The sequence below is a fragment of the Streptomyces sp. RerS4 genome (assembly GCF_023515955.1).
Lineage (GTDB): Bacteria > Actinomycetota > Actinomycetes > Streptomycetales > Streptomycetaceae > Streptomyces.
This window is the reverse complement of record NZ_CP097322.1, coordinates 622,017-641,462: the sequence shown is the minus strand read 5'-3', so window position 1 is coordinate 641,462 and position 19,446 is coordinate 622,017. Positions and strand designations below refer to the sequence as shown.

Annotated in this window: 21 protein-coding genes and 1 pseudogene; 12 read left to right on the top strand and 10 right to left on the bottom strand. The window is 72.5% G+C overall.

Annotated elements, in window-relative coordinates:
• The first annotated feature begins 22 nt into the window (after positions 1-22).
• From M4D82_RS03080 to M4D82_RS03070, 3 genes are all read left to right on the top strand, one after another.
• Positions 23-1,108, top strand: a complete 1,086-nt coding sequence (locus tag M4D82_RS03080; protein WP_249764534.1) for an LLM class flavin-dependent oxidoreductase — start codon at positions 23-25, stop codon at positions 1,106-1,108.
• Entirely contained in the window at positions 1,105-1,746 is a 642-nt protein-coding gene (locus M4D82_RS03075; protein ID WP_249764533.1) for an FMN reductase, read from the top strand. Before M4D82_RS03080 ends, M4D82_RS03075 begins: the two co-directional genes overlap by 4 nt.
• 118 nt (positions 1,747-1,864) lie before the next feature.
• Positions 1,865-2,587, top strand: coding sequence for an alpha/beta fold hydrolase (locus M4D82_RS03070; protein WP_249764532.1), 723 nt, complete (start codon positions 1,865-1,867; stop codon positions 2,585-2,587).
• A 59-nt stretch (positions 2,588-2,646) separates the two neighbouring features.
• Here the strand turns inward: M4D82_RS03070 and M4D82_RS03065 are convergent, their stop codons facing one another.
• Both M4D82_RS03065 and M4D82_RS03060 read right to left on the bottom strand, forming a co-directional pair.
• Entirely contained in the window at positions 2,647-3,801 is a 1,155-nt protein-coding gene (locus tag M4D82_RS03065; protein ID WP_502989046.1) for a low temperature requirement protein A, read from the bottom strand.
• Between the two features lie 2 nt (positions 3,802-3,803).
• The gene (locus M4D82_RS03060; protein ID WP_249764531.1) at positions 3,804-5,243 is read right to left on the bottom strand and encodes a dihydrolipoyl dehydrogenase family protein; all 1,440 of its coding nucleotides are present in this window, start codon (positions 5,241-5,243) and stop codon (positions 3,804-3,806) included.
• Between the two features lie 234 nt (positions 5,244-5,477).
• Between M4D82_RS03060 and M4D82_RS03055 the strand changes: the two genes are divergently transcribed.
• Positions 5,478-6,056, top strand: coding sequence for a Dps family protein (locus tag M4D82_RS03055; RefSeq protein WP_249764530.1), 579 nt, complete (start codon positions 5,478-5,480; stop codon positions 6,054-6,056).
• Between the two features lie 24 nt (positions 6,057-6,080).
• Here M4D82_RS03055 and M4D82_RS03050 read toward each other — a convergent pair whose 3' ends face one another.
• Positions 6,081-7,658, bottom strand: coding sequence for a DUF4139 domain-containing protein (locus M4D82_RS03050; protein WP_249764529.1), 1,578 nt, complete (start codon positions 7,656-7,658; stop codon positions 6,081-6,083).
• Positions 7,659-7,666: 8 nt separating this feature from the next.
• A complete protein-coding gene (locus M4D82_RS03045) occupies positions 7,667-9,730 on the bottom strand; it encodes a DUF4139 domain-containing protein (protein ID WP_249764528.1) in 2,064 nt (687 codons plus the stop codon).
• A gap of 395 nt (positions 9,731-10,125) precedes the next feature.
• Here M4D82_RS03045 and M4D82_RS03040 point away from each other — a divergent pair, with 395 nt between their 5' ends.
• Together M4D82_RS03040 and M4D82_RS03035 are read left to right on the top strand one after the other, a co-directional pair.
• Positions 10,126-10,338, top strand: a complete 213-nt coding sequence (locus M4D82_RS03040) for a hypothetical protein (RefSeq protein WP_249764527.1) — start codon at positions 10,126-10,128, stop codon at positions 10,336-10,338.
• Between the two features lie 178 nt (positions 10,339-10,516).
• On the top strand, positions 10,517-10,759 hold the full coding sequence (locus M4D82_RS03035; protein ID WP_249764526.1) for a hypothetical protein: 243 nt from the start codon (positions 10,517-10,519) through the stop codon (positions 10,757-10,759).
• 38 nt (positions 10,760-10,797) lie between these two features.
• Here M4D82_RS03035 and M4D82_RS03030 read toward each other — a convergent pair whose 3' ends face one another.
• A complete protein-coding gene (locus tag M4D82_RS03030) occupies positions 10,798-11,019 on the bottom strand; it encodes a hypothetical protein (RefSeq protein ID WP_249764525.1) in 222 nt (73 codons plus the stop codon).
• 126 nt (positions 11,020-11,145) lie between these two features.
• Here M4D82_RS03030 and M4D82_RS03025 point away from each other — a divergent pair.
• Both M4D82_RS03025 and M4D82_RS03020 read left to right on the top strand, forming a co-directional pair.
• Positions 11,146-11,783: pseudogene (locus tag M4D82_RS03025) on the top strand (DNA polymerase ligase N-terminal domain-containing protein).
• A gap of 67 nt (positions 11,784-11,850) precedes the next feature.
• Positions 11,851-12,462, top strand: coding sequence for an endonuclease (locus M4D82_RS03020; RefSeq protein WP_249771401.1), 612 nt, complete (start codon positions 11,851-11,853; stop codon positions 12,460-12,462).
• A 47-nt stretch (positions 12,463-12,509) separates the two neighbouring features.
• Here M4D82_RS03020 and M4D82_RS03015 read toward each other — a convergent pair whose 3' ends face one another.
• Genes M4D82_RS03015 through M4D82_RS03005 form a run of 3 tightly spaced genes read right to left on the bottom strand, consistent with a single transcriptional unit; the run spans position 12,510 to position 15,548 of the window.
• Entirely contained in the window at positions 12,510-13,076 is a 567-nt protein-coding gene (locus tag M4D82_RS03015; RefSeq protein WP_249764524.1) for a dihydrofolate reductase family protein, read from the bottom strand.
• Between the two features lie 59 nt (positions 13,077-13,135).
• Positions 13,136-14,653 (bottom strand): glycerol kinase GlpK, encoded by a 1,518-nt coding sequence (glpK, locus tag M4D82_RS03010; protein ID WP_249764523.1) that lies wholly within the window; start codon positions 14,651-14,653, stop codon positions 13,136-13,138.
• A gap of 46 nt (positions 14,654-14,699) precedes the next feature.
• Positions 14,700-15,548: an MIP/aquaporin family protein gene (locus M4D82_RS03005; RefSeq protein WP_249764522.1), complete on the bottom strand. Its 849-nt coding sequence runs from the start codon at positions 15,546-15,548 to the stop codon at positions 14,700-14,702.
• A 186-nt stretch (positions 15,549-15,734) separates the two neighbouring features.
• On the opposite strand from M4D82_RS03005, the gene dhaK reads away from it, so the two are divergent.
• Positions 15,735-16,739, top strand: coding sequence for a dihydroxyacetone kinase subunit DhaK (gene dhaK, locus M4D82_RS03000; protein WP_249764521.1), 1,005 nt, complete (start codon positions 15,735-15,737; stop codon positions 16,737-16,739).
• 36 nt (positions 16,740-16,775) lie between these two features.
• Here the strand turns inward: dhaK and M4D82_RS02995 are convergent, their stop codons facing one another.
• Positions 16,776-17,051: an isoamylase early set domain-containing protein gene (locus M4D82_RS02995; RefSeq protein WP_249771399.1), complete on the bottom strand. Its 276-nt coding sequence runs from the start codon at positions 17,049-17,051 to the stop codon at positions 16,776-16,778.
• Positions 17,052-17,475: 424 nt separating this feature from the next.
• Positions 17,476-18,276 carry an SDR family NAD(P)-dependent oxidoreductase gene (locus M4D82_RS02990; RefSeq protein WP_249764520.1) on the bottom strand — a complete coding sequence of 267 codons (801 nt, stop codon included), beginning with the start codon at positions 18,274-18,276 and terminating at the stop codon, positions 17,476-17,478.
• Positions 18,277-18,395: 119 nt separating this feature from the next.
• Between M4D82_RS02990 and M4D82_RS02985 the strand changes: the two genes are divergently transcribed.
• Genes M4D82_RS02985 through M4D82_RS02975 form a run of 3 tightly spaced genes read left to right on the top strand, consistent with a single transcriptional unit; the run spans position 18,396 to position 19,409 of the window.
• The gene (locus M4D82_RS02985) at positions 18,396-18,626 is read left to right on the top strand and encodes a DUF6480 family protein (RefSeq protein WP_249764519.1); all 231 of its coding nucleotides are present in this window, start codon (positions 18,396-18,398) and stop codon (positions 18,624-18,626) included.
• A gap of 13 nt (positions 18,627-18,639) precedes the next feature.
• Complete coding sequence (locus tag M4D82_RS02980; RefSeq protein ID WP_249764518.1) at positions 18,640-19,128, top strand: DUF5709 domain-containing protein; 489 nt, start codon at positions 18,640-18,642, stop codon at positions 19,126-19,128.
• On the top strand, positions 19,125-19,409 hold the full coding sequence (locus M4D82_RS02975; RefSeq protein ID WP_249764517.1) for a plasmid stabilization protein: 285 nt from the start codon (positions 19,125-19,127) through the stop codon (positions 19,407-19,409). The genes M4D82_RS02980 and M4D82_RS02975 overlap by 4 nt, the downstream gene beginning before the upstream one ends.
• The last annotated feature ends 37 nt before the right edge of the window (positions 19,410-19,446 follow it).

Sequence of the window (19,446 nt, the reverse complement as noted above, 5' to 3'; positions counted from 1 at the left end):
TTGCCGGAACGAAGAGGCACCCATGCAATTCGGCATTTTCTCGGTCGGGGACGTGACCCCCGATCCGACCAACGGCCGTACCCCCACGGAGCACGAACGCATCAAGGCGATCGTCGCCATCGCGCTGAAGGCGGAGGAGGTCGGCCTGGACGTCTTCGCGACCGGCGAGCACCACAACCCGCCGTTCGTGCCGTCGTCGCCGACCACGATGCTCGGCTACATCGCCGCCCGCACGGAGAGGTTGATCCTCTCCACGGCCACCACGCTGATCACCACCAACGACCCGGTGAAGATCGCCGAGGACTACGCGATGCTCCAGCACCTGGCCGACGGCCGGGTCGACCTGATGATGGGGCGCGGCAACACCGGCCCGGTATACCCCTGGTTCGGGCAGGACATCCGACAGGGCCTCAACCTCGCCAAGGAGAACTACGCCCTGCTGCGCCGCCTTTGGCGTGAGGACGTCGTGGACTGGGAGGGCACGTTCCGTACGCCGCTCCAGGGGTTCACGTCCACGCCCCGGCCCCTGGACGGCGTGCCGCCCTTCGTCTGGCACGGCTCCATCCGCTCCCCGGAGATCGCCGAGCAGGCGGCCTTCCACGGCGACGGCTTCTTCCACAACAACATCTTCTGGCCGGCCGACCACACCCGTCGCATGGTCCAGCTGTACCGGCGGCGCTACGCCCACTACGGTCACGGCCGCCCCGAGGAGGCCATCGTCGGCCTCGGCGGACAGGCCTTCATGCGCAAGAACTCGCAGGACGCGGTACGCGAGTTCCGCCCCTACTTCGACAACGCGCCCGTCTACGGCCACGGACCCTCGCTGGAGGACTTCACCCGGCAGACCCCGCTCACGGTGGGCTCTCCCCAGCAGGTCATCGAGCGGACGCTCGCCTTCCGGGACAGCGTCGGCGACTACCAGCGGCAGCTGTTCCTCATGGACCACGCGGGCCTGCCGCTGAAGACCGTCCTGGAGCAGCTCGACATCCTCGGCGAGGAGGTGGTACCGGTGCTGCGCAAGGAGTTCGCGATCGGCCGCCCGGCCGACGTGCCGGACGCTCCCACCCACGCGTCGCTGCGCGCCGCCCGGGAGGTGATCGCCGCGTGAGGCTCGTCGCCGTTTCCGCCGGGCTGAGCACCCCGTCGTCCACCCGACTGCTGGCGGACCGCCTCGCCACGTCGGTCGGCGGTGAATCGAACGCCGCCGGCCGGGTCGTGGAGACCGAGGTCATCGAGCTGCGTGAACTGGCCGTCGCCGTCGCCAACCACCTGGTGACCGGCTTCCCGTCGACCCAGCTGGCCACCGCGATCGACGCGGTGACGGGCGCGGACGGTCTGATCGTGGTGACGCCGGTGTTCACCGCCTCCTACAGCGGGCTGTTCAAGTCCTTCTTCGACCTCATCGACCCCGACGCGCTCACCGGCAAGCCGGTCCTGATCGCGGCGACGGGAGGCACCTCCCGCCACTCCCTGGTCCTGGAGCACGCGCTGCGACCGCTCTTCGCCTACCTGCGCGCCGACGTCGTCCCCACCGCCGTGTACGCGGCGTCTGAGGACTGGGGCTCCGGCGGCGACGAGTACACCGAGGGCCTGCCCGCGCGCATCCGGCGGGCGGGCCGGGAACTGGCCGCCCTCATGGCGGCCCGCCCGGAGTCGCCTGCCGCGCGCGACGAAGGGGCCGACGGCGAGGTCGACGACGAGGTCGACGCCCTCGAACGGCAGCTCTCCGACCTGCGCTTCGACTGAGGCGACGCGCCTCGCGCGCACGGCGCACGGATCCCGCACACCTTCTGATCACGGATCCCGCACAGCTTCTGATTTTCGACCCACACTGATTTCGATCACTACACGGAGAACAGCAGACATGAGCACCCAAATCCCCACCGTCGTCCTCGTCCACGGGGCGTTCGCCGACGCGGCCGGCTGGTCCGGCGTCATCGCCGAGCTCCAGAGCCACGGCATCCCGGTGATCGCGCCGCCGAACCCGCTGCGCGGCCTGGCCTCGGACTCCGCGTACGTCGCCTCGGTGGCCGCCCAGATCGACGGCCCCGTCGTCCTGGTCGGGCACTCCTACGGTGGTGCGCTCATCACCGTGGCCGGCGCCACCGAGAACGTCGTCGGACTGGTCTACGTGGCCGCGTACGTCCTGGAGGAGGGCGAGAGCCTCGGCGAGCTGCAGGGGCGCTTCCCGCTCTCCCCGCTGGTGAGCAACCTCAAGCAGTGGACGTACCCCGTCGCCGGCGGTGACGAGGGGGCCGCCGAGGTCACCATCACGGCCGATGCCTTCGCGTCGGTGTTCGCCGCCGACCTGCCGGCCGAGGTCACCACGGTCCTGGCCGCGGCGCAGCGCCCGCTCGCCGTCGCGGCCTTCGAGGAGACGGCCTCGGCGGCCGCGTGGAAGACCAAGCCGTCCTGGGCGGTCATCGCCGACGCCGACAACGCGATCAACCCCGAGGTGGAGCGCTTCGGCGCGAAGCGCGCCGGGGCGACCGTCGTCGAGATCGAGGGCGCGTCGCACGCGGTCGCGCTCTCGCGGCCCAAGGAGGTCGCCGACGTGATCCGTGCGGCGGTGCGCGCGACCGGCTGACCGGGAGTTACACGTGTTGCGCGGACGAACTCGGTTCGTCCGCGCAACCGTTCCTCGCGCTACGCTCCCTCCCGCCGCACCCGCTCGGCCCGGTCGACCACGGTGACCACGACGACCAGCGCCGCCGCCGGCACGGCGGCGACCAGGGCCGGCGCCGGTGACCAGGCGGCCGCCAGGACCCCGACGGCGGCCGCCGGGAACGCGAGCCGCTCCACCGCGCTCCGCCGGTGCGGCCGGATGTGCACCGCCCACACGGCGATGAGGAAGACCGCCACCGGCAGCGTGACGGCGATGCCCGCCGAGATCGGCGGCCGCCCCGTGTCACGTGTTACCAGCCCGGCGTAGGCCGCCAGCCCGGCGCCCTCCGCGGCCGCCGCGGCGAAGATCAGGTAGTGGCCGTACGCCCACGTGAACCTTCTGCGGTGGGCCCGGTGCGAGGTGGCGAGCAGAGCGTGCGCCGGCCGCGCGAAGTACAGCCACCACAGGGCGAAGACGAGCAGCAGACCACCTCCCGCCAGCAGGTACAGCGCACCGCCGGCGTGGCTGCGGTCCAGGGCGCCGCGTACCGCCGTCGTGGCGGCCGCGACGGACTCGCCGAGCACGATGAGCGTGAACAGTTCGTAGCGTTCGGCGATGTGGCGCGGATGCCACGGCGTCATGCCCGCCGACTGCGCCCACACCGGGACGCACAGCTCGGCGGCGATCAGCACCAGGATGGCCGGCAGCCGGGCCCCTTCCGGGAGGAGGAGCACACCGACCCAGCCGACCTGGCAGCTCGTCACCCCGACGGCGAAGCGCAGCGCGGTGCGCCGCCGAGCGGGATCCGACCGCGCGACGCGCAACCACAGGATCGTCAGCGTCGTACGCAGGACGACGTAGCCCAGCGTGATGACGCCCAGATCACCCGACTCGAACGCCCTGGGCACACCGGCGGCGAGCACGAGCGACCCGGCGATCTGCGCCAGCACCGTCAACCGGTACGGGATGTCGTCCGGGTCGTAGGCGGACGCGAACCAGGTGAAGTTCATCCACGCCCACCAGATCGTGAAGAACACCAGCGCGAAGCGCAGGGCGCCGCTGAGGTGGTGTCCTTCGGACACCGCCTCACTCAGGCTTTCGGACGCCTGCGCGACCGCGATGACGAAGCAGAGGTCGAAGAGGAGTTCCAGCGACGTGGCGGTCCTGTGCGGTTCCCTCGGGTCCCGCCCCCGCAGCCTCAGCGCAGGGCTCCCAGAGCGGCTTCCACCGTGCGGTGGAAGGTGGGATAGGTGTAGATCATGTGCTTCAGCTGTTCGACCGGTACTTCGGCGTGGACGGCGACGTTCAGCCCGTACAGCACCTCGCCCCCCGCCGGTCCCGCCGAGGTCGCCCCGATCAGGACGCCCCGGTCGGCGTCCTCGACCAACTTGATGAACCCGTCGTTGCCCTGCCCGTGGATCCAACCGCGTGTGGAGGACGAGATCGGGACCAGGCTCGTGCGCACGCGCAGCTGTCGGTCACGCGCCTGCCGTTCCGTGAGTCCCACGGCCGCCATCTCGGGGTCCGTGAAGGTGACGCGGGGCAGGGCCCGGTAGTCGGCGTCGGGGCCGGGACGGCCCAGGATGTCCCGTAGGGCGATCTCCGCCTGGTACATCGACACATGGGTGAAGCTCCCGTGGCCGGTGATGTCGCCGATCGCCCAGAGCCCGTCCCCGGCGCGCATCTGCCCGTCCGTGGGCACGGTCCCGGCCGACCGGCCGAGGCCGCCCGCGTCGAGACCCGCGGCTTCGAGGCCTGCGGCTTCGAGACCCGCGGCTTTGAGACCCAGAGCCGCCAGGTCCGCGCCGCGTCCGGTGGCGACGAGCAGCCGTTCGGCACGCAGGGGCCCGTCCGGCCCGTCCCCGCCCTCGATGCGGACGGTGAAAGCGGTGCCGTCGTGGTCGACCCGCTCGGCCCGGACCGAGGTGAGGACGGTGACGCCGTCCTCGCGCAACACCTTCTCCGCGAGCTCCCCGGCCTCCGGCTCCTCCTGCGACAGCAGGCGGGCCTGCCCTTCCACCACGGTGACGGCACACTGGAAACGCGCGAAGACCTGGGCGAGTTCCACGCCGATGGCGCCCCCGCCGAGCACGATCATCGAGGCCGGAAGGTCACGGGCCGCCATGGCGTCCCGATTGGTCCAGTACGGCGTGGCCGCCAGGCCCGGGATCGGCGGGATGCGGGGTGTGGCGCCGGTGGCCAGGACCACTCCGGTGCGGGCCCGGAACGTGCGCTCGCCGACCGTCACCCGCCGCGTCCCGCTGAGCCGTCCCTTGCCACGCACGAGTCGGCCGCCCTTCGCCGTGAGGCGGTCGGCGGCCACCCGGTCGTTCCAGCCGTCGGTGGCCTCGCCCCGGATGCGTCCGGCGACCCGGCTCCAGTCGGGCGTCACCTTCGCCTCACCGGCGAGGAGCGACACGCGACCCGCCTCGGCGAGCAGGTTCCCGGCCCTGATCATCATCTTGCTGGGTACGCACCCCCAGTACGGGCACTCGCCCCCGACGAGTTCCGCCTCGACGCCCACCACGTCCAGCCCGGCGTCCGCCAGCGAACCGGCGAGGTACTCGCCTCCGGGCCCCAACCCCACCACGACCACGTCGACCTCTTCGACCTGATCGACCCGTTCGTTCCCGCTCATGTCTCTCCTCGTCGCCTTTCGGGATCACGCCAACAGCGAGGAGGCTAGGCAGCGCGAGAGCGTGCGCCCTGCCCGCCGGTGCATGGGGCCTTGCCCCAGAACGAACTACGTGCCGGCGCCCTTTCCTTCAGTGCGCTGCCGAGCACTTCCGCATGCGCTCCTGGGCAACGCGCCGCAGGTCGGGGCCCCTAGCGTTACACCTGTAACCGACCGGCATCCGCAGGAGGCGCACCCATGACCGTCAACTCCCCGCGCGTGAGCGGCAGCCAGCCGTGGCTGCACCAGACGGGAGAGATCATCCAGCCGTTCGGAACCGTCAAGCAGTTCCCCCTCGGCCTGTCCTACGAGACGCGGATGTACTCGTGCCAACGCCTCAACAGGATCCTCGCCGACACGCAGATCCTCTACGGGCTCTACAAGAAGCACCACTGGCTGATGCGCGGCGTGACCTTCTACCAACTCCACCTGGTCCTGGACAAGCACGCCGGAGAACAGCTGGCACTGGTCGACGCCCTCGCCGAGCGGGTCCAGACCCTGGGCGGTGTCGCGGTGGGCGATCCCCGGCACGTCGCCGAGATCACCTCGATCCCGCGTCCTCCGGACGGCGTGGAGGAAGTACCCGCCATGCTCTCGCGCCTGCTGAAGGCGCACGAGACCATCCTCACCGACGCCCACGAGGCGGCGGCCCGCACCGGGAACTCCGGCGACGACGGCACCAACGACCTGCTGGTCTCCCAGGTGATCCGAACCGGCGAACTCCAGACGTGGTTCCTCGCCGAGCACCTGGTCGACACCCCACTGGTCCGCGCCTGACCACACGGGCGACCGGCTCCGGGGTCAGAGTCCGACGACCTTGGAGTTCGCCGACAGGGTGTAGACGAGGGTCACTGTGCGGCGGCCGCCGGGCGGGAGCGGCACGTCCCAGCGGACGATGCCTTCGGCGTCGACCGCGTCGGGCGCCGGCGAGCAGGCTTCCCCGCGCAGGCGCACCTCCACCGCCGCGACCTCGGAGACCGGGACGCGTTCGCGAACGACGACCACCCGCTCGCCCTGCTCCCCGGGAGCGGAGAACCGGGACAGGTGCAGCCGGACCGTGCGGGTGACCACCGTCCGCTGGGTGAGGCCGGTGGAGTCGCGGGACTCCTCGGTCTGCCGCACCACCCGGTGGTCGTCGCAGCTGCCGAAGGCGAGCTCGACGGGGGCACCGGGAGCGGTGAAGTCCAGGGTGCCGCGCCCGCTGAATCCGCTGCCGCGCACCAGGTCCACCGGGCCGGCGAGCAGCGCGTGGCCGGACCGGTTGGCGAACCGCACCACCCGGGTGACCAGCGGTGACAGCTCGGGCGTACACGCGTACTCGCTGGTCGCGGCCGTCGTGAAGGCGGAGAGCGGCACCCGGTGGGCGCGCCCGTCCGCGGGTACGGACACCGGCGCGGGCGAGCTCAGCACCCGCGCCTCGCCGCCGTCGTCCACACCGGGCAGACCCAGCACCGGGGCCGGGCCGAGGTCCCCGATCTCCTCCTCGCGCAGCTCGACGTCGACCGTACGGCGCTCCGCGGCGGAGCGGTCCCGTAGCGTCAGCCGGTCCTCGCCCAGTCGCGGGGGATCGGTGGCCAGAGCCGACCGCGCTGTCGAAAGCGTCAGCCGTACGTCCGACCAGTCCTCGCCGGTGCGCTGCCAGACCATCGCGTCGGTCTCCAGCGTCAGGGAGTCCCCGTCGAGCACGGCCCGGTAGGCGGGCCGCCACAGCGCGCACGGCGTCAAGTGGCTCACGCGCAGCCCCACCTGGCCGGCGGACGCGGAGTGTACGGTCAGCTCGATGTGGCCGACCAGCTCGGCTGGTTGCTCCTCGGCGAGATCCAATGCCCGCTCGGTATCCCCGAGTTCAACCGCCAAGGCGGCCAACCGTGCCTCCACGGTACGGAGTTCTTCTCCATGCGTCTCCCGCTCGGCGTCCACTCGGTCCAGTTCCCGGGTCCAGCGGGCCCCTTCGCTCTCCCCGGAACCGGCGCCTTCGCCGATCTCCCGCAGCAGGTCGGCGGCGAGGTGCCCGAGCGCGTCGAGGCGGGTAAGCAGTCGGTCGCGCCGCTGCCCGAGGGCGAGCCGTTCCTCTCCGAGGGCGTGCGCGCGCCGGCGCAGGGCGGAGTCGTCGTCGGTGGGCGGCAACGGCCCGCGCGGGCTCCACGTGCGAACGATCCGCACGTCGAGGACGGTGGCCGGGTGCCCGGAGGTCAACTCGGCGTGGAGTGTGCGGTCGACGGCCAGCGCGGTGACCGGGCCGAGGCGCAGCCGCTGTACGCCGGCCTCCAGGTCCAGCACGACGGCGCGCTCGACGTGGGCGCGATCCTCCAGACAGGTGACGGCGGTGACGGGGAGGGCGATGACCGGGTGGGCGATCGGCTTCGGGGCCGTGGACATGGCGTGCGTCAGCTCCTGCGGTTGCCGTCGATCAGGGCCTTGCCGGCCGGGACGCGGATTTCGTAGCCGCCTTCGAGGGCGGCGGTGCCACCGGCGGGCAACTCCACCCGCCAGGCTCGGGTGCCGGGGGCGTGGTGCTCCGGGGCGCCGTTCTCGGGGGTGGTCCAGTCGGCCCGTTCCTCGATCCGCACGTCCGGTTCGGAGGTTACGGGCACCCGCTCGCGGACCTCGACGGTGACGGGCCTCGCGAGCCGGTTGGCCAACTCCACGTGCACGCGGTGGTCGAGGACGGTGGTGTTGTTGCGCAGCCCCGACGTCGACTCGCGCAGGTGCGTACGACGGGTGACGCGGATGCCCTCGGCCGGACCGAGCCCCACCCGGCGGACACCGCCGGGGGCGAGCGTGGGCAGAGCGGCGGTCAGCAGGAAGTCGTCATCGACGGTGACCTCGACGGGACCGGCCAACAGGGCCTGGTCGGTGGAGTTGGAGAGCACCAACGTCGCGTACACCGTCTGCTCCACGGACGGCACGCACAGGTACTCGGTGCGCAGACCGACCGGGATCTCGCCGACCGTGACGGTGTGCCACGTACCGTCCGACGGGACGTCGGCGCGGGCCGCGGCGTCGAAGCGGTGGTCGAAGGAACCCGCCGACTCGCGGGGGCGCACGGCGTGTCCGGGCAGCGGCAGCCGGGCCACCGCCTCGGCGCGGCGGCGGCACGCGACCGCCGCCGGGTCGACGGGGGAGTCGGGGAACAGCCGGCCCCTACGGTCGCCCCGCTCGTCGGGGCCGCACAGGACGAGGGCGGCGTAGTCGAGCTCGGCGCCGCTGGGCTGCGGCGGACCGGCCGGCGGGGAGTCGGCGGTGCGGGCGGCGGCGTGACCCGCCGGGCGCCGCGGGGCCGGAGGGGGCGGCGGGGGCCAGGGCGGCGGGCCTGCCGCCGCCCTGGGCCGAGCCGACCCGGCGGCGAAGCCGGGCCGGGCGCCAGCGGTGCTGCCGGGCGCCGCAGGCGCGGGCGGCGGGGCCCCGTACGCCTGGGGCATCGGCATCGGCATCGGCATCGGCGGTGGTGGCACGGGTCCGGGGGCGGGCGCGGATCCGACCAGTGCGGGCGCGGAGACCGCCACGGGCGCGGACGCCGGTGCCGGGCGGGGGCCGGCCGCCTCGTACCCGGTGAACAGGTCGCCGAGCCCCGCCGGGGGCTCGCGCCAGCCGGACGGCGCGGGGTCGGGCTGACGGCGTCCGATCCGGATCGACCGGAGCCTCGGCAGGTCGGTGCGGCGCCGAAGGTCGGCGGTGGCCAGGGCGACGCGGACGCCGGTCCAGTCCTCACCGGTGCGCTGGGCGACCGAGGCCCGCAGCACCAGGCGCCCCGCGTCATCGCCCTGACGGTGGGTCAGTCGATACGTCGGCACCCAGACGGCGCCCGGCACCCCGTACTCCAACTCCAGTTCCACGTCCGCGCCATGGGCCCCGTCGAGGGTCAGGAGCGCGGACATCGTGGTCTCCACGTGGGCCGACGGCGCGTCGGTGGAGGCGCGGGCGAGCCGGTCGGCGGCCACGGTGAGCTCGTGCCCGACGTGGCTCAGCGCCTCCTCCAAGGCCGCGAGTCGCACGTGTAGCCGCTCCAGCCGCGCGTCGACGAAGTCGGCCAACTCCAGCCACGCGTCGACCGGAGTGCGGCGGTGCGGGTCATCGCGCCTGCGGGGCGGCGCCACCGGGCGCAGGGCCCTGACCTCCTCGATCAGGGCCAACTGCCGGTCCCGCCGGGCCTGGGCCGCCGCGTGCTCGTCGCCCAACCGCTCCACCTCGCGCCGCAACGCGCCGGGCGCCTCGGTTCCGAGCGGCTCCGCTTCGACTTCCACGCGGGCCTCGGTAACACGTGTGACCGAAGTCCCCACGACACCGGCCCGCAACGAGCCCGGATCCAGCGAGCGGGGCAGTCCCGTCACCCGTACCCGACCGTCCGCCGGCACGCTGCCGCGGGCCAGGCGACGACAGAGCGCGCCCTGCGCGTACACCACTACGGAATCGAGGGTCGACCCCCACCTCTGTGCCGCGTCGGCCGCCATGTGCCCGTCCCCCTTGCCGCGTTCGTGCCGGGGCGTAGCCTACGCCCGCGCCGCCGGCGCCCGCGCGTCACCTCCCGCGTCGCGTCCGACGGGCCGGCGCCCGAGATGCCGAGTCGCGTGGGCGTGATTAGCATTTGTAGATGAGAGCCGCAACTGCGGGGCACCCCTCAGCCTGCAGTGATGCGCTGAAGCGCGAGGCTTGAGAATCGAGAACACAGCGCGCGCCATTCGAGAAGGTCCGCGGCCCACCGGGGTCGTGTTGACGCCGCGTACGCGCTGATCGCATCCCTCATTCATGCGGCTTTTGCACCATGCGTGCACACTCTCGCGCGAAGAGTCGGCAACGGCCTCGTGCCCCAGCGAGCACGGCAACGAGAAACGAGAAGGGTTTCATCATGCAAGCACTGAGAGTGAAGCGTCTGTTCGCGGTGTCCGCCATCGGTGTTCTGATGGCCGGCGGCGCCGCCCTCGGAGCAGCGGGTACCGCCTCCGCGGCCGTTCCCACGCACTCTGCCACGTACGTGACCGGTGGCGGCTGGGACGACGACCACCACGGCGGCTACGACCACGATGACGACTGGGGCGGAGGGTACGACGACGACTGCTGACGGCAGAGGGCGCGCTGTACGACCCGGCGACGGGCCGTACAGCGTGCTGTTGCGTCGGGCCACATGAGCTACGGGAGTGCGCCGCGCAGCAGGAACACCCCGGCATGAGTCACCCCGTCGCGGGCAGGCGCTTGTCGTAACCGGTGCCGCCGGGCCAGGAAGTGGAGGCGAGCTGCGTATGACCGAAGGCGCGATGCCGTACATGTCCGAGGCGCGGGTGACCGTACTCGGCGTGCATCCCGGAGACCCGCCGTTCCGCATCGTGGAAATCGACGGCGAGGTGGTCAGCATGGCCCGGTCCATGACGGACGTGATCCTCACGGCTGCCGCCGCAGGCATCACCATCCACGACCTGGACGACCCGGGCGAGGTCCGGTGGGTCGGCGGCGGGAAGTTCCATTGGCACGCGCACACGCACTGACGTGCGCGCGACACCGCGACGCGGCCACGGACGGCGGGTCACCACTCCGGGTGGACGTCGTGGCTGTCGTAGCGGATGCCGGCGGCGGTGATCCAGGGCCGGAAGCGGCCGGGGCCGGTGTCGTCGTGGGCATACGAGACCGGTTCGCGGGTCTCGTCCGTGACGATGACGGCCCCCGCCCGCTGGGCTGCGCGCAGGGCATGGGTCCAGTGCCGGCCTCGGTGGCCGGTGCGGTAGTCGGGGATCTTGCACTGGGACATCGGATCTCACCGCCTCGGTGACAGCGGGTCTCGGGCTCTCGCCAGCCTCGATGTGGCATATACCCGCACGGACCCGACTCGAACGTTTGATCCATCAGCGGTGGGGATGGGCGTGAGGAGGGAGTCATGGCGGCCACGACCGGCCCGCTGGCCCGCTATCACCGGCGGCGCGACTTCTCCCGGACGGCCGAGCCGGAGGGGCGGCTCGCGGAACCGGCACGGGGGAGGAGCCGTCGTACGTCGTCCAGATCCACGACGCGCGGAGCATGCACTTCGACTTCCGGCTCGAAGCCGACGGCGTCCTGAAGTCCTTCGCGGTACCGAAGGGTCCTTCCAGGGATCCGCACGACAAGCGGTTCGCGACGCCGACGGAGGACCACCCGCTGGACTACCGCGACTTCGAGGGCGTGATTCCCGCGGGCGAGTACGGCGGCGGCACGGTGATCGTGTGGGACGAGGGAACGTACCGCAACATCTCCTCCGACCGCGCCGGCCACGAGATCCCGCTCGCCGACGCGCTGGAACGGGGGCACGCCTCGTTCCGCCTGGACGGCCGCAAGCTGCACGGCGCCTACTCGCTCACCCGCATCCGTACGGGGCAAGACACCCCCGAGGCGTGGCTCCTGGTCAAGCACGCCGACGGCCGGGCCACCACCGGCGCGACGCCCGACCCGCGACGCGCGCGGTCCGTCCGTACCGGGCGCACGCTCGCCCAGGTCGCCGCCGACGCGCTCCGCGAGCGGCCCGGCCCGCTGACCGCATGAGCGAGGGAGGCCCGCCGTGGCCCGGCGACGTACCCAGCAGACGCAGCAGACGACCGTACGACGCCTGATGGACGCGTACGGGCGCACCCACGCCGAGGAAGCCGGCATCCGACTGCGGAACACGCCCGCCCCGCTGTACCAGTTGCTGACGCTCTGCGTGCTGTTCTCGGTACGCATCAAGGCCGACATCGCCGTGGCCGCGGCCCGCGAACTGTTCGGGGCCGGGCTGCGCACCCCCCGGGCGATGGACGCGTCGTCCTGGCAGGACCGTGTGGACGCGCTCGGCCGAGCGCACTACCGCCGCTACGACGAGAGCACCTCGACCGCACTCGGCGAGGGGGCCGCACTCCTCCTCGACCGGTACCGCGGCGACCTGCGCCGCCTGCGCGACGCGGCCGACGGGGAACCGGACCGCGTGCGCGAACTGCTGAGGGAAGTCCCGCGGATCGGACCGGTCGGGGCGGACATCTTCTGCCGCGAAGCCCAGGGGCTGTGGCCCGAGCTGCGCCCCGCGTTCGACAGCCGGGCCCGGCACGCCGCCTCCGAACTCGGCCTCCCCCGGACCCCCGAAGACCTGGCGCGGCTCGTCGACGCGGAGGATCTGCCGAGGCTGGCGGCCGCCCTGGTCCGGGTCGAACTCAGCGCCGGAGCCGCCTCCGACCTGCGCAAACCCGACTGAGACCCGCCGAGCCCCGCCGAGGACCGGCCGCTCGGCGGACAGGCCGCTCAGCGCCTCGTCTCGTACCTGGTCAGGACCACGCCGCCGGGAAACGTCCGCGTCTCCACCAGGTTCAGGTTCACCCAGCCGTCCAGCGCGGTGAAGAACGGCGTGCCGCCGCCCACCAGGACCGGATGGGTGGCGATCACGTACTCGTCGATCAGCCCGGCGCGCATGGCCGCCCCGGCGAGCGTCGCGCCGCCGATGTCCATCGGGCCGCCGTCCTCGGCCTTGAGCCGGGTGATCTCGGCGATCGCGTCGCCGGTGACCAGGCGGGTGTTCCAGTCGACCTTGTCGATCGTCGAGGAGAACACCACCTTCGGCGTGTCCCGCCAGTTGCGCGCGAACTCGATCTCCGCCGGGGTGGCGCCCGGCCGCTGGTCGCCGGTCGGCCAGTAGGAACTCATCGCCTCCCACAGCTTGCGCCCGTACAGCGACAGGCCACTCTCCCGCTCGTGGTCGAGCCACCACTGGAACAGCTCGTCGCTCGGCGGTCCGCTCCAGTCGATGTCGTCGCCGGCCGCGGCGATGTAGCCGTCCAGGGTCAGGTTCATGCCGTAGATCAGTTTCCGCATGGCCCAGCCTTCCGTCCGTGGGTGTCCGGCGTACGGACCACGAGCGGCGAGACCCTACCCTATTCGACCTTGGCCCAATCGAGCGTGCGCTCCACCGCCTTCTTCCAGCCCTCGTAGCCCTCCGCGCGCCGTTCCTCGGACCACTGCGGCTCCCAGCGCTTGGACTCCTGCCAGTGGGTGCGCAGTTCGTCCGTGCTCTGCCAGAAGCCCGTGGCGAGGCCGGCGGCGTACGCGGCTCCGAGCGCGGTCGTCTCGGCGACCACCGGGCGGCTGACCGGTACGCCGAGGACATCGGCCTGGATCTGCATGCACAGGTCGTTGGCGGTGACGCCGCCGTCGACCTTCAGCACGTCGAGGTGGACGCCGGAGTCCTGCTCCATGGCCTCCACCACGTCGCGGCTCTGGTAGCAGATCGCTTCCAGGGCCGCGCGGGCCACGTGGCCGTTGTCGTGGTAGCGGGCGAGGCCGACGATGGCGCCGCGGGCGTCGGATCGCCAGTACGGTGCGAACAGGCCGGAGAAGGCGGGGACGAAGTAGATGCCTCCGCTGTCCTCGACCGTCTGCGCCAGACGTTCGCTCTCCGCCGCGTCGTTGATGATCTTCAGCTGGTCGCGCAGCCACTGGATCGCGGAGCCGGTGACGGCGATGGAACCTTCGAGCGCGTACACGGCGGGCTCGTCGCCGAACTGGTAGGCGACCGTGGTGAGCAGGCCGTGTTGCGAGCGGACCAGTTCGGTTCCGGTGTTGAGGACGAGGAAGTTGCCGGTCCCGTAGGTGTTCTTGGCCTCGCCGGGCGCGTAGCAGACCTGTCCGACGGTGGCCGCCTGTTGGTCGCCGAGGACGCCGGTGACGGGGATGGCGGCGCGCAGCGGCCGGGAGGTGCGGGTCTGCCCGTAGGCCTCGGGGTGGGAGGACGGGTTGATGGTCGGGAGCATCGCCCTGGGGACGTTGAAGAAGCCGAGGAGTTCGTCGTCCCAGTCGAGGGTCTCCAGGTTCATGAGCATGGTGCGGCTGGCGTTGGTGACGTCGGTGGCGTGGATGCCGCCGTCGGGGCCGCCCGTGAGGTTCCACAGCACCCAGCAGTCGGTGTTGCCGAAGAGGGCGTGCCCCTGCTCGGCGGCCTCGCGGACGCCGTCGACGTTCTCCAGGATCCACTGGATCTTGCCGCCGGAGAAGTACGTGGCCGGCGGCAGACCGGCCTTGCGGCGGATGACGTCCCCCTGGCCCGAGCGCTCCAGCGCGGCCGCGATGGAGTCGGTACGGGTGTCCTGCCACACGATCGCGTTGTAGTACGGGCGGCCGGTGCGGGGGTCCCACACGACGGTCGTCTCCCGCTGGTTGGTGACGCCGATGGCCGTCAGGTCCTCGGCCTCCAGGTTTCCGTGCCGCAGGGCGTTCTGGATCACCGAGTTGGTGCGTTCCCAGATCTCCACGGGGTCGTGCTCGACCCACCCCGACCGGGGCAGGATCTGGGAGTGCTCCAGCTGGTGCCTCGCCACTTCGTTCCCGTCGTGGTCGAAGATCATGAACCGGGTGCTGGTGGTCCCCTGGTCCACTGCGCCGACGAAGTCAGCCATGGGGTGCCGCCTCTCTCGGGTCGGTCGGCTCGCGGTCAACGCGCGGTCAGCTCTCGTCCGGCCTCGGAACCTCGCCGGGGAGGTCCGGCTCGGCGGCCGGCAGGAACCGGCCGATGAAGAACTTGTACAGACCGGCGCCCAGGACACCGCCGATCAGCGGGCCGACGATCGGGACCCAGAAGTAGAAATGGCCGTACTGGTCGCGCCAGGCTCCGCCATAACCCGTGAGGAAGCTGGCCAGTCGGGGGCCGAAGTCGCGGGCCGGGTTGATCGCGTAGCCGGCGTTGGTGCCCCAGGCCATGCCGATCGCGACCACGATCAGGCCGACGATGAACGGGGCCAGGTTGGCGCCGGGGGGCGTGTTGAGCAGGTCCGTGACCGCCAGGATCAGCAGCAGCAGGATCGCCGTGCCGATGACCTGGTCGCGCAGCGCGCCCCACTCGGTGACCGGCAGGTTCGTGTTGCCGTTGGCCGGCAGCGTGGAGAAGACGCCCTGCGTCTTGATCGTGTGGCCGGGGTCGGCCTTGGCCAGCGCCTCGGTGTAGTTCCACCGCACGATCAGGGCCGCCACGAACGCGCCCGCCGTCTGGGCCACCGCGTACGGGGCCACCTTGGCCCACGGGAAGCCCTTGAACATCGCCAGGGCGACCGTGACCGCGGGGTTCAGGTGGGCGCCGCTCAGGCGCGCGGCGACGTAGACGCCCAGCGTGACGCCCAGACCCCAGGCCCAGGCGATGCTGTCGTGGTTGCCGAGGCCGCCCGCCGGATCCGTGAGGGCTCCGCCGGCGACCACCTGGGCCACCACGCCGCACCCGAAGAGGATGAGGATCATGGTGCCGGCGAATTCGGCGGAGAGTTCGGAGAGGAGCACTGATCCTTTGTGTCGTTCAGCCATGGGGGCCTCTTCCCGCCGGCCCGGAGGCCGGACGTCGACTCCCCCCGCTCTGCACAAGCGGTCCGATGGCGGGCCTGCGCGCCTTGTGCGGTGCATATCCGCCGGACGTCACACACTTGGGGGTAGGGCCGCGATCGCGGCCGAGCCCGTCACCATCATCCGCCATCGGCCCCCGGGAGGCACCTGATGAACATGTTGATCAACAGTGCGGACGCGGTGGTCGCCGATGCCCTGCGCGGGATGGCCGCGGCGCACCCCGATCTCGACGTGGACGTGGAGGGCCGGGTGGTCGTACGGCGGGGCGCCCGCGAGAGCGGCCGCGTCGGCCTGGTCTCCGGCGGCGGCTCCGGTCACGAACCCCTGCACGGCGGGTTCGTGGGGTACGGGATGCTGTCGGCGGCCTGCCCCGGTGAGGTGTTCACCTCGCCGGTCCCCGACCAGATGGCGCGGGCGACCGCGGCCGTGGACGCCGGCCGGGGGGTCCTGTTCGTCGTCAAGAACTACACCGGTGACGTGCTCAACTTCGACATGGCCGCCGAACTCGCCGAGGAGGAGGGCATCCAGGTCGAGCGGGTGCTGGTCGACGACGACGTCGCGGTGACCGACAGCCTGTACACGGCCGGCCGGCGCGGCACCGGGGCCACGCTCTTCGTGGAGAAGATCGCCGGAGCGGCCGCCGAGGAGGGCGCCCCGCTGGAGCAGGTCGCGGCCGTGGCCCGACGGGTCAACGCGGCCTCGCGGAGCTTCGGCGTGGCGCTGAGCGCATGCACCACCCCCGCCAAGGGCAGTCCGACGTTCGACCTCCCTGACGGCGAGATGGAACTCGGTATCGGGATCCACGGCGAGCCCGGCCGCGAGCGGCGCGCGGTGATGCCGTCCCGCGACATCGCCGACTTCGCGGTCGGCGCCGTACTGGAGGACCTCGCGCGGGTGGCCCCGGCCGACGGGCCGGTGCTCGCCCTGGTCAACGGGATGGGCGCGACGCCCCTGTTGGAGCTGTACGGGTTCCACGCCGAGGTGGCGCGCGTCCTGGAGGCCCGCGGCGTGCCGGTGGCGCGGGCGCTCGTGGGCAACTACGTCACCTCGCTCGACATGGCCGGCGCCTCGGTGACGCTGTGCCGGGCCGACGAGGAGCTGCTGCGCCTGTGGGACGCGCCCGTTCAGACGGCCGCCCTGCGCTGGGGCCGCTGACCGGGGGCGCCCCCGCCGCGCGGGCGCGGCCCTCCGTCAGGTGTGCAGGCGGCAGTTGGGGCCGTCGTGGCCGTCGGCGCTCTCGTCGTCGAACCAGTAGTCGCCCGCGGCGAGGTAGCGGAACGAGTGGGTCACCTTCGCGGGCAGCGCGACGGTCACGGCCCGGGTGCCGTCCTCGCGGGGTTCCAGGACGTGGGTGCCCGGCTGCCAGCCGTTGAACGTGCCCACCACGCTGACGGGGCCGGGCGGGGCGTCGTCCGGCAGGACGAAGGTGACGTCGGTGGCGTTCTTGCGGTGTCGGCGTTCCAGCACGAGCAGTCCTTTCCCTGTCACGGACGAATTCCCGTGGGCCGACGGCCATCCTGGCCCTCCCGGCCGCTCCCGGACCGCGCCACGCCGGACCGGCGCCGGCGTCACCCGTCCGCAGCGTGAGAGGTGCGCGGGGCAGGCGCGGGCATCGGCTCGGGAACGCGTACGCATCGCTACGCCGAACGGGTGAGGATGGCGCGCCGCCCCCGTCGGTGAGCGACCTTCGGGGTCGGGTGTAGTCCCATGGGCGGTGCCGCGGCGTGGCATGGCCGTCGGCAGGCGCTTCCTGTCTCGCGGCACGGGCGGGGAAGCGTGCGGTAGCGGCCGTGCCGGCTCTCCACGCTCTGGGCCGGCACGGCCGGCCGCCGAACCGCCGGGCACCGACACCGCCGGATCGGACCCCGAGCGCGTCCCGGCCGGGAACGGTTCAGAGGTGACTCCTGCTTCCTCCCGGCGCTGCCCGGTGGCGGTGCAGGGCGGCCCTGGCCCGCGCCGGCAAGGCGTGCGTGGCCAGTTCCTGGGCCCGCGTGTGCAGGGAGCCCGCCACGACCTGCGGGCGACCGGCCACGAGGGCCTCGTACGCCTGACGGGCCACCAGGGCCGGGTCGTCCTTCCTGGACCGGCCGAGGCGGGTGTCGAGCAGGCCCGCGCGGACGAAGAACCGGGTGTCGGTGGGGCCGGGCATCAGCGAGGTGACGGTGACGCCGGTGTCCGCCAGCTCGGCCCGCAGCCCCAGGGCGAAGGAGCGCAGGAACGCCTCCGACGCGTTGTGGACCGCGTGGTACGGGCCCGGCGTCTCGGCGGCGACGGAGGAGGTGATCAGCAGGCGGCCCTCGCCGGCTGCGGCCATGTCCTCCAGCAGGCGCCGGGCGAGGTGCACCGTGGAGACGACGTTGAGGTCGATGACCCGGAGCTGGTCGGCGAGTTCCGTGCCCAGGAACGCACCGCCCCGGCCGATGCCGGCGTTGAGTGCCACCGCGTACAGCGGGCGCCGCTCGGCACGTGCCTCCCGTACGAGCGACTCGACGCCCTCGGGGTCGGCCAGGTCCACCTGGACGGCGCGGACCCGTGTCCCGTGGAAGCCCAGCCGCCGCGCGGCGGTGTGGATGTCCTCGTCCTCCGCCGCGATCAGCAGGTCGTGGCCGTGATCGGCGAACTCCCGGGCCAGCTCGAAGCCGATGCCGCTGGACGCGCCGGTGACCAGGGACAGCGGACGCGAAGTCTTCATGCGGGGCGGCTACCCCGGGTACGCACGGGTACGCACGGGTACGCGTCGCGGGAAAGCCGCACGCCCGGCGGAGGCATGACACGCCCGATCACGGGGAGCCGTCAGGTATGACCAGAGACATGCCGGCAAGCAACCCGGACCCCGATCCCCGTGTGACCCCAGGTCTCGAACCAGGCGGTGGTGTGCCGCCCGGCGAGACGCCGCCCGGCGAGGCGAGCACCGCCACCGGCGCCGGACCCCACCGGCAGCCCAAGCGGGGGTGGGCCAAGGGCCCGCTCGCGATCATCGTCCTGGTGGCGGTGGTCTGCGCCCTCTTCTTCCTCGTCTTCGCCGTAGCGCTGGACCTCTGACCCGGGAGACGCCATGAGCAGCATCGAGTCGCACGGAGACGAGGTCTACCAACCGCACGAGGGCGACGACGACCCGGCCCGGGCGATGCCCGACATGGAGAACGCCCTGGACGAGCCGGGCCTGGACGAGACGCTCGACACGGGCTACTCGCCCCCCGAGCGGCCGTTGGCGGTCAACGATCCCGCCACCACCGCCGAAGGCCGACACTCCGGGGAGAACCTCGACCAGCGCCTCGCCCGCGAGCTCCCCGAGGCCGAAGCCGACGCCGAGGACGTGACCTGGGGCGACATCGCCGCCGAGGGCGAGGACGCCTCGGCGGCCGGGCACGTACGGGCCGGCCGGCTCGCCGCCCGTGACGAGTCGCGGCCGCCGCACCACGTCTCCGTAGTCGCCGAGGACGTCGGCGTGAACGGCGGGGCGGCGTCGGCCGAAGAGGCCGCCATGCACATCATCCAGGAGCCGGACGAGCAGTCCGACGAGCGGTCCGACGAGCAGGGGTGAGCGGTCGTGCCGCTCCCCGCACGAGGAGGCAACAGCGCGGCGAAAGCACGAAGCGGGCCGAGGAGATCGCCGCACGCACCGTGAACAAGGAACGGGCGCGCTCCGGCGAGTCGAAGACCGCGAGCCGCTCCTCCACCCAGGACATGTCCTCGTCCAAGCGCGGAGGACAGCGTTCCCACTCCGGATCCGGTGAGCCCACCAAGGAACAGCTCTACAACGAGGCCAAGGACGGGCGCTCGGCCACTGACCGCAAGGCCGCCCCACCGCCGAAAAGCGCCTGATCCAAGCCGTCCGGCCCCCGGTGACCCGTGATCGTGC

What these genes read in the sequence shown, in the direction of transcription:
- M4D82_RS03070 (WP_249764532.1), top strand. Translation starts at nt 1,865, where the DNA reads ATGAGCACCCAAATCCCCACCGTCGTCCTCGTCCACGGGGCGTTCGCC.
- M4D82_RS02985 (WP_249764519.1), top strand. Translation starts at nt 18,396, where the DNA reads ATGCCGGCAAGCAACCCGGACCCCGATCCCCGTGTGACCCCAGGTCTC.
- glpK (WP_249764523.1), bottom strand. Translation starts at nt 14,653, where the DNA reads ATGGCTGACTTCGTCGGCGCAGTGGACCAGGGGACCACCAGCACCCGG.
- M4D82_RS03035 (WP_249764526.1), top strand. Translation starts at nt 10,517, where the DNA reads ATGACCGAAGGCGCGATGCCGTACATGTCCGAGGCGCGGGTGACCGTA.
- M4D82_RS03045 (WP_249764528.1), bottom strand. Translation starts at nt 9,730, where the DNA reads ATGGCGGCCGACGCGGCACAGAGGTGGGGGTCGACCCTCGATTCCGTA.
- M4D82_RS03040 (WP_249764527.1), top strand. Translation starts at nt 10,126, where the DNA reads ATGCAAGCACTGAGAGTGAAGCGTCTGTTCGCGGTGTCCGCCATCGGT.
- dhaK (WP_249764521.1), top strand. Translation starts at nt 15,735, where the DNA reads ATGAACATGTTGATCAACAGTGCGGACGCGGTGGTCGCCGATGCCCTG.
- M4D82_RS03060 (WP_249764531.1), bottom strand. Translation starts at nt 5,243, where the DNA reads ATGAGCGGGAACGAACGGGTCGATCAGGTCGAAGAGGTCGACGTGGTC.
- M4D82_RS03080 (WP_249764534.1), top strand. Translation starts at nt 23, where the DNA reads ATGCAATTCGGCATTTTCTCGGTCGGGGACGTGACCCCCGATCCGACC.
- M4D82_RS03055 (WP_249764530.1), top strand. Translation starts at nt 5,478, where the DNA reads ATGACCGTCAACTCCCCGCGCGTGAGCGGCAGCCAGCCGTGGCTGCAC.
- M4D82_RS03050 (WP_249764529.1), bottom strand. Translation starts at nt 7,658, where the DNA reads ATGTCCACGGCCCCGAAGCCGATCGCCCACCCGGTCATCGCCCTCCCC.
- M4D82_RS02990 (WP_249764520.1), bottom strand. Translation starts at nt 18,276, where the DNA reads ATGAAGACTTCGCGTCCGCTGTCCCTGGTCACCGGCGCGTCCAGCGGC.
- M4D82_RS03015 (WP_249764524.1), bottom strand. Translation starts at nt 13,076, where the DNA reads ATGCGGAAACTGATCTACGGCATGAACCTGACCCTGGACGGCTACATC.
- M4D82_RS03005 (WP_249764522.1), bottom strand. Translation starts at nt 15,548, where the DNA reads ATGGCTGAACGACACAAAGGATCAGTGCTCCTCTCCGAACTCTCCGCC.
- M4D82_RS03020 (WP_249771401.1), top strand. Translation starts at nt 11,851, where the DNA reads ATGGACGCGTACGGGCGCACCCACGCCGAGGAAGCCGGCATCCGACTG.
- M4D82_RS03030 (WP_249764525.1), bottom strand. Translation starts at nt 11,019, where the DNA reads ATGTCCCAGTGCAAGATCCCCGACTACCGCACCGGCCACCGAGGCCGG.
- M4D82_RS02980 (WP_249764518.1), top strand. Translation starts at nt 18,640, where the DNA reads ATGAGCAGCATCGAGTCGCACGGAGACGAGGTCTACCAACCGCACGAG.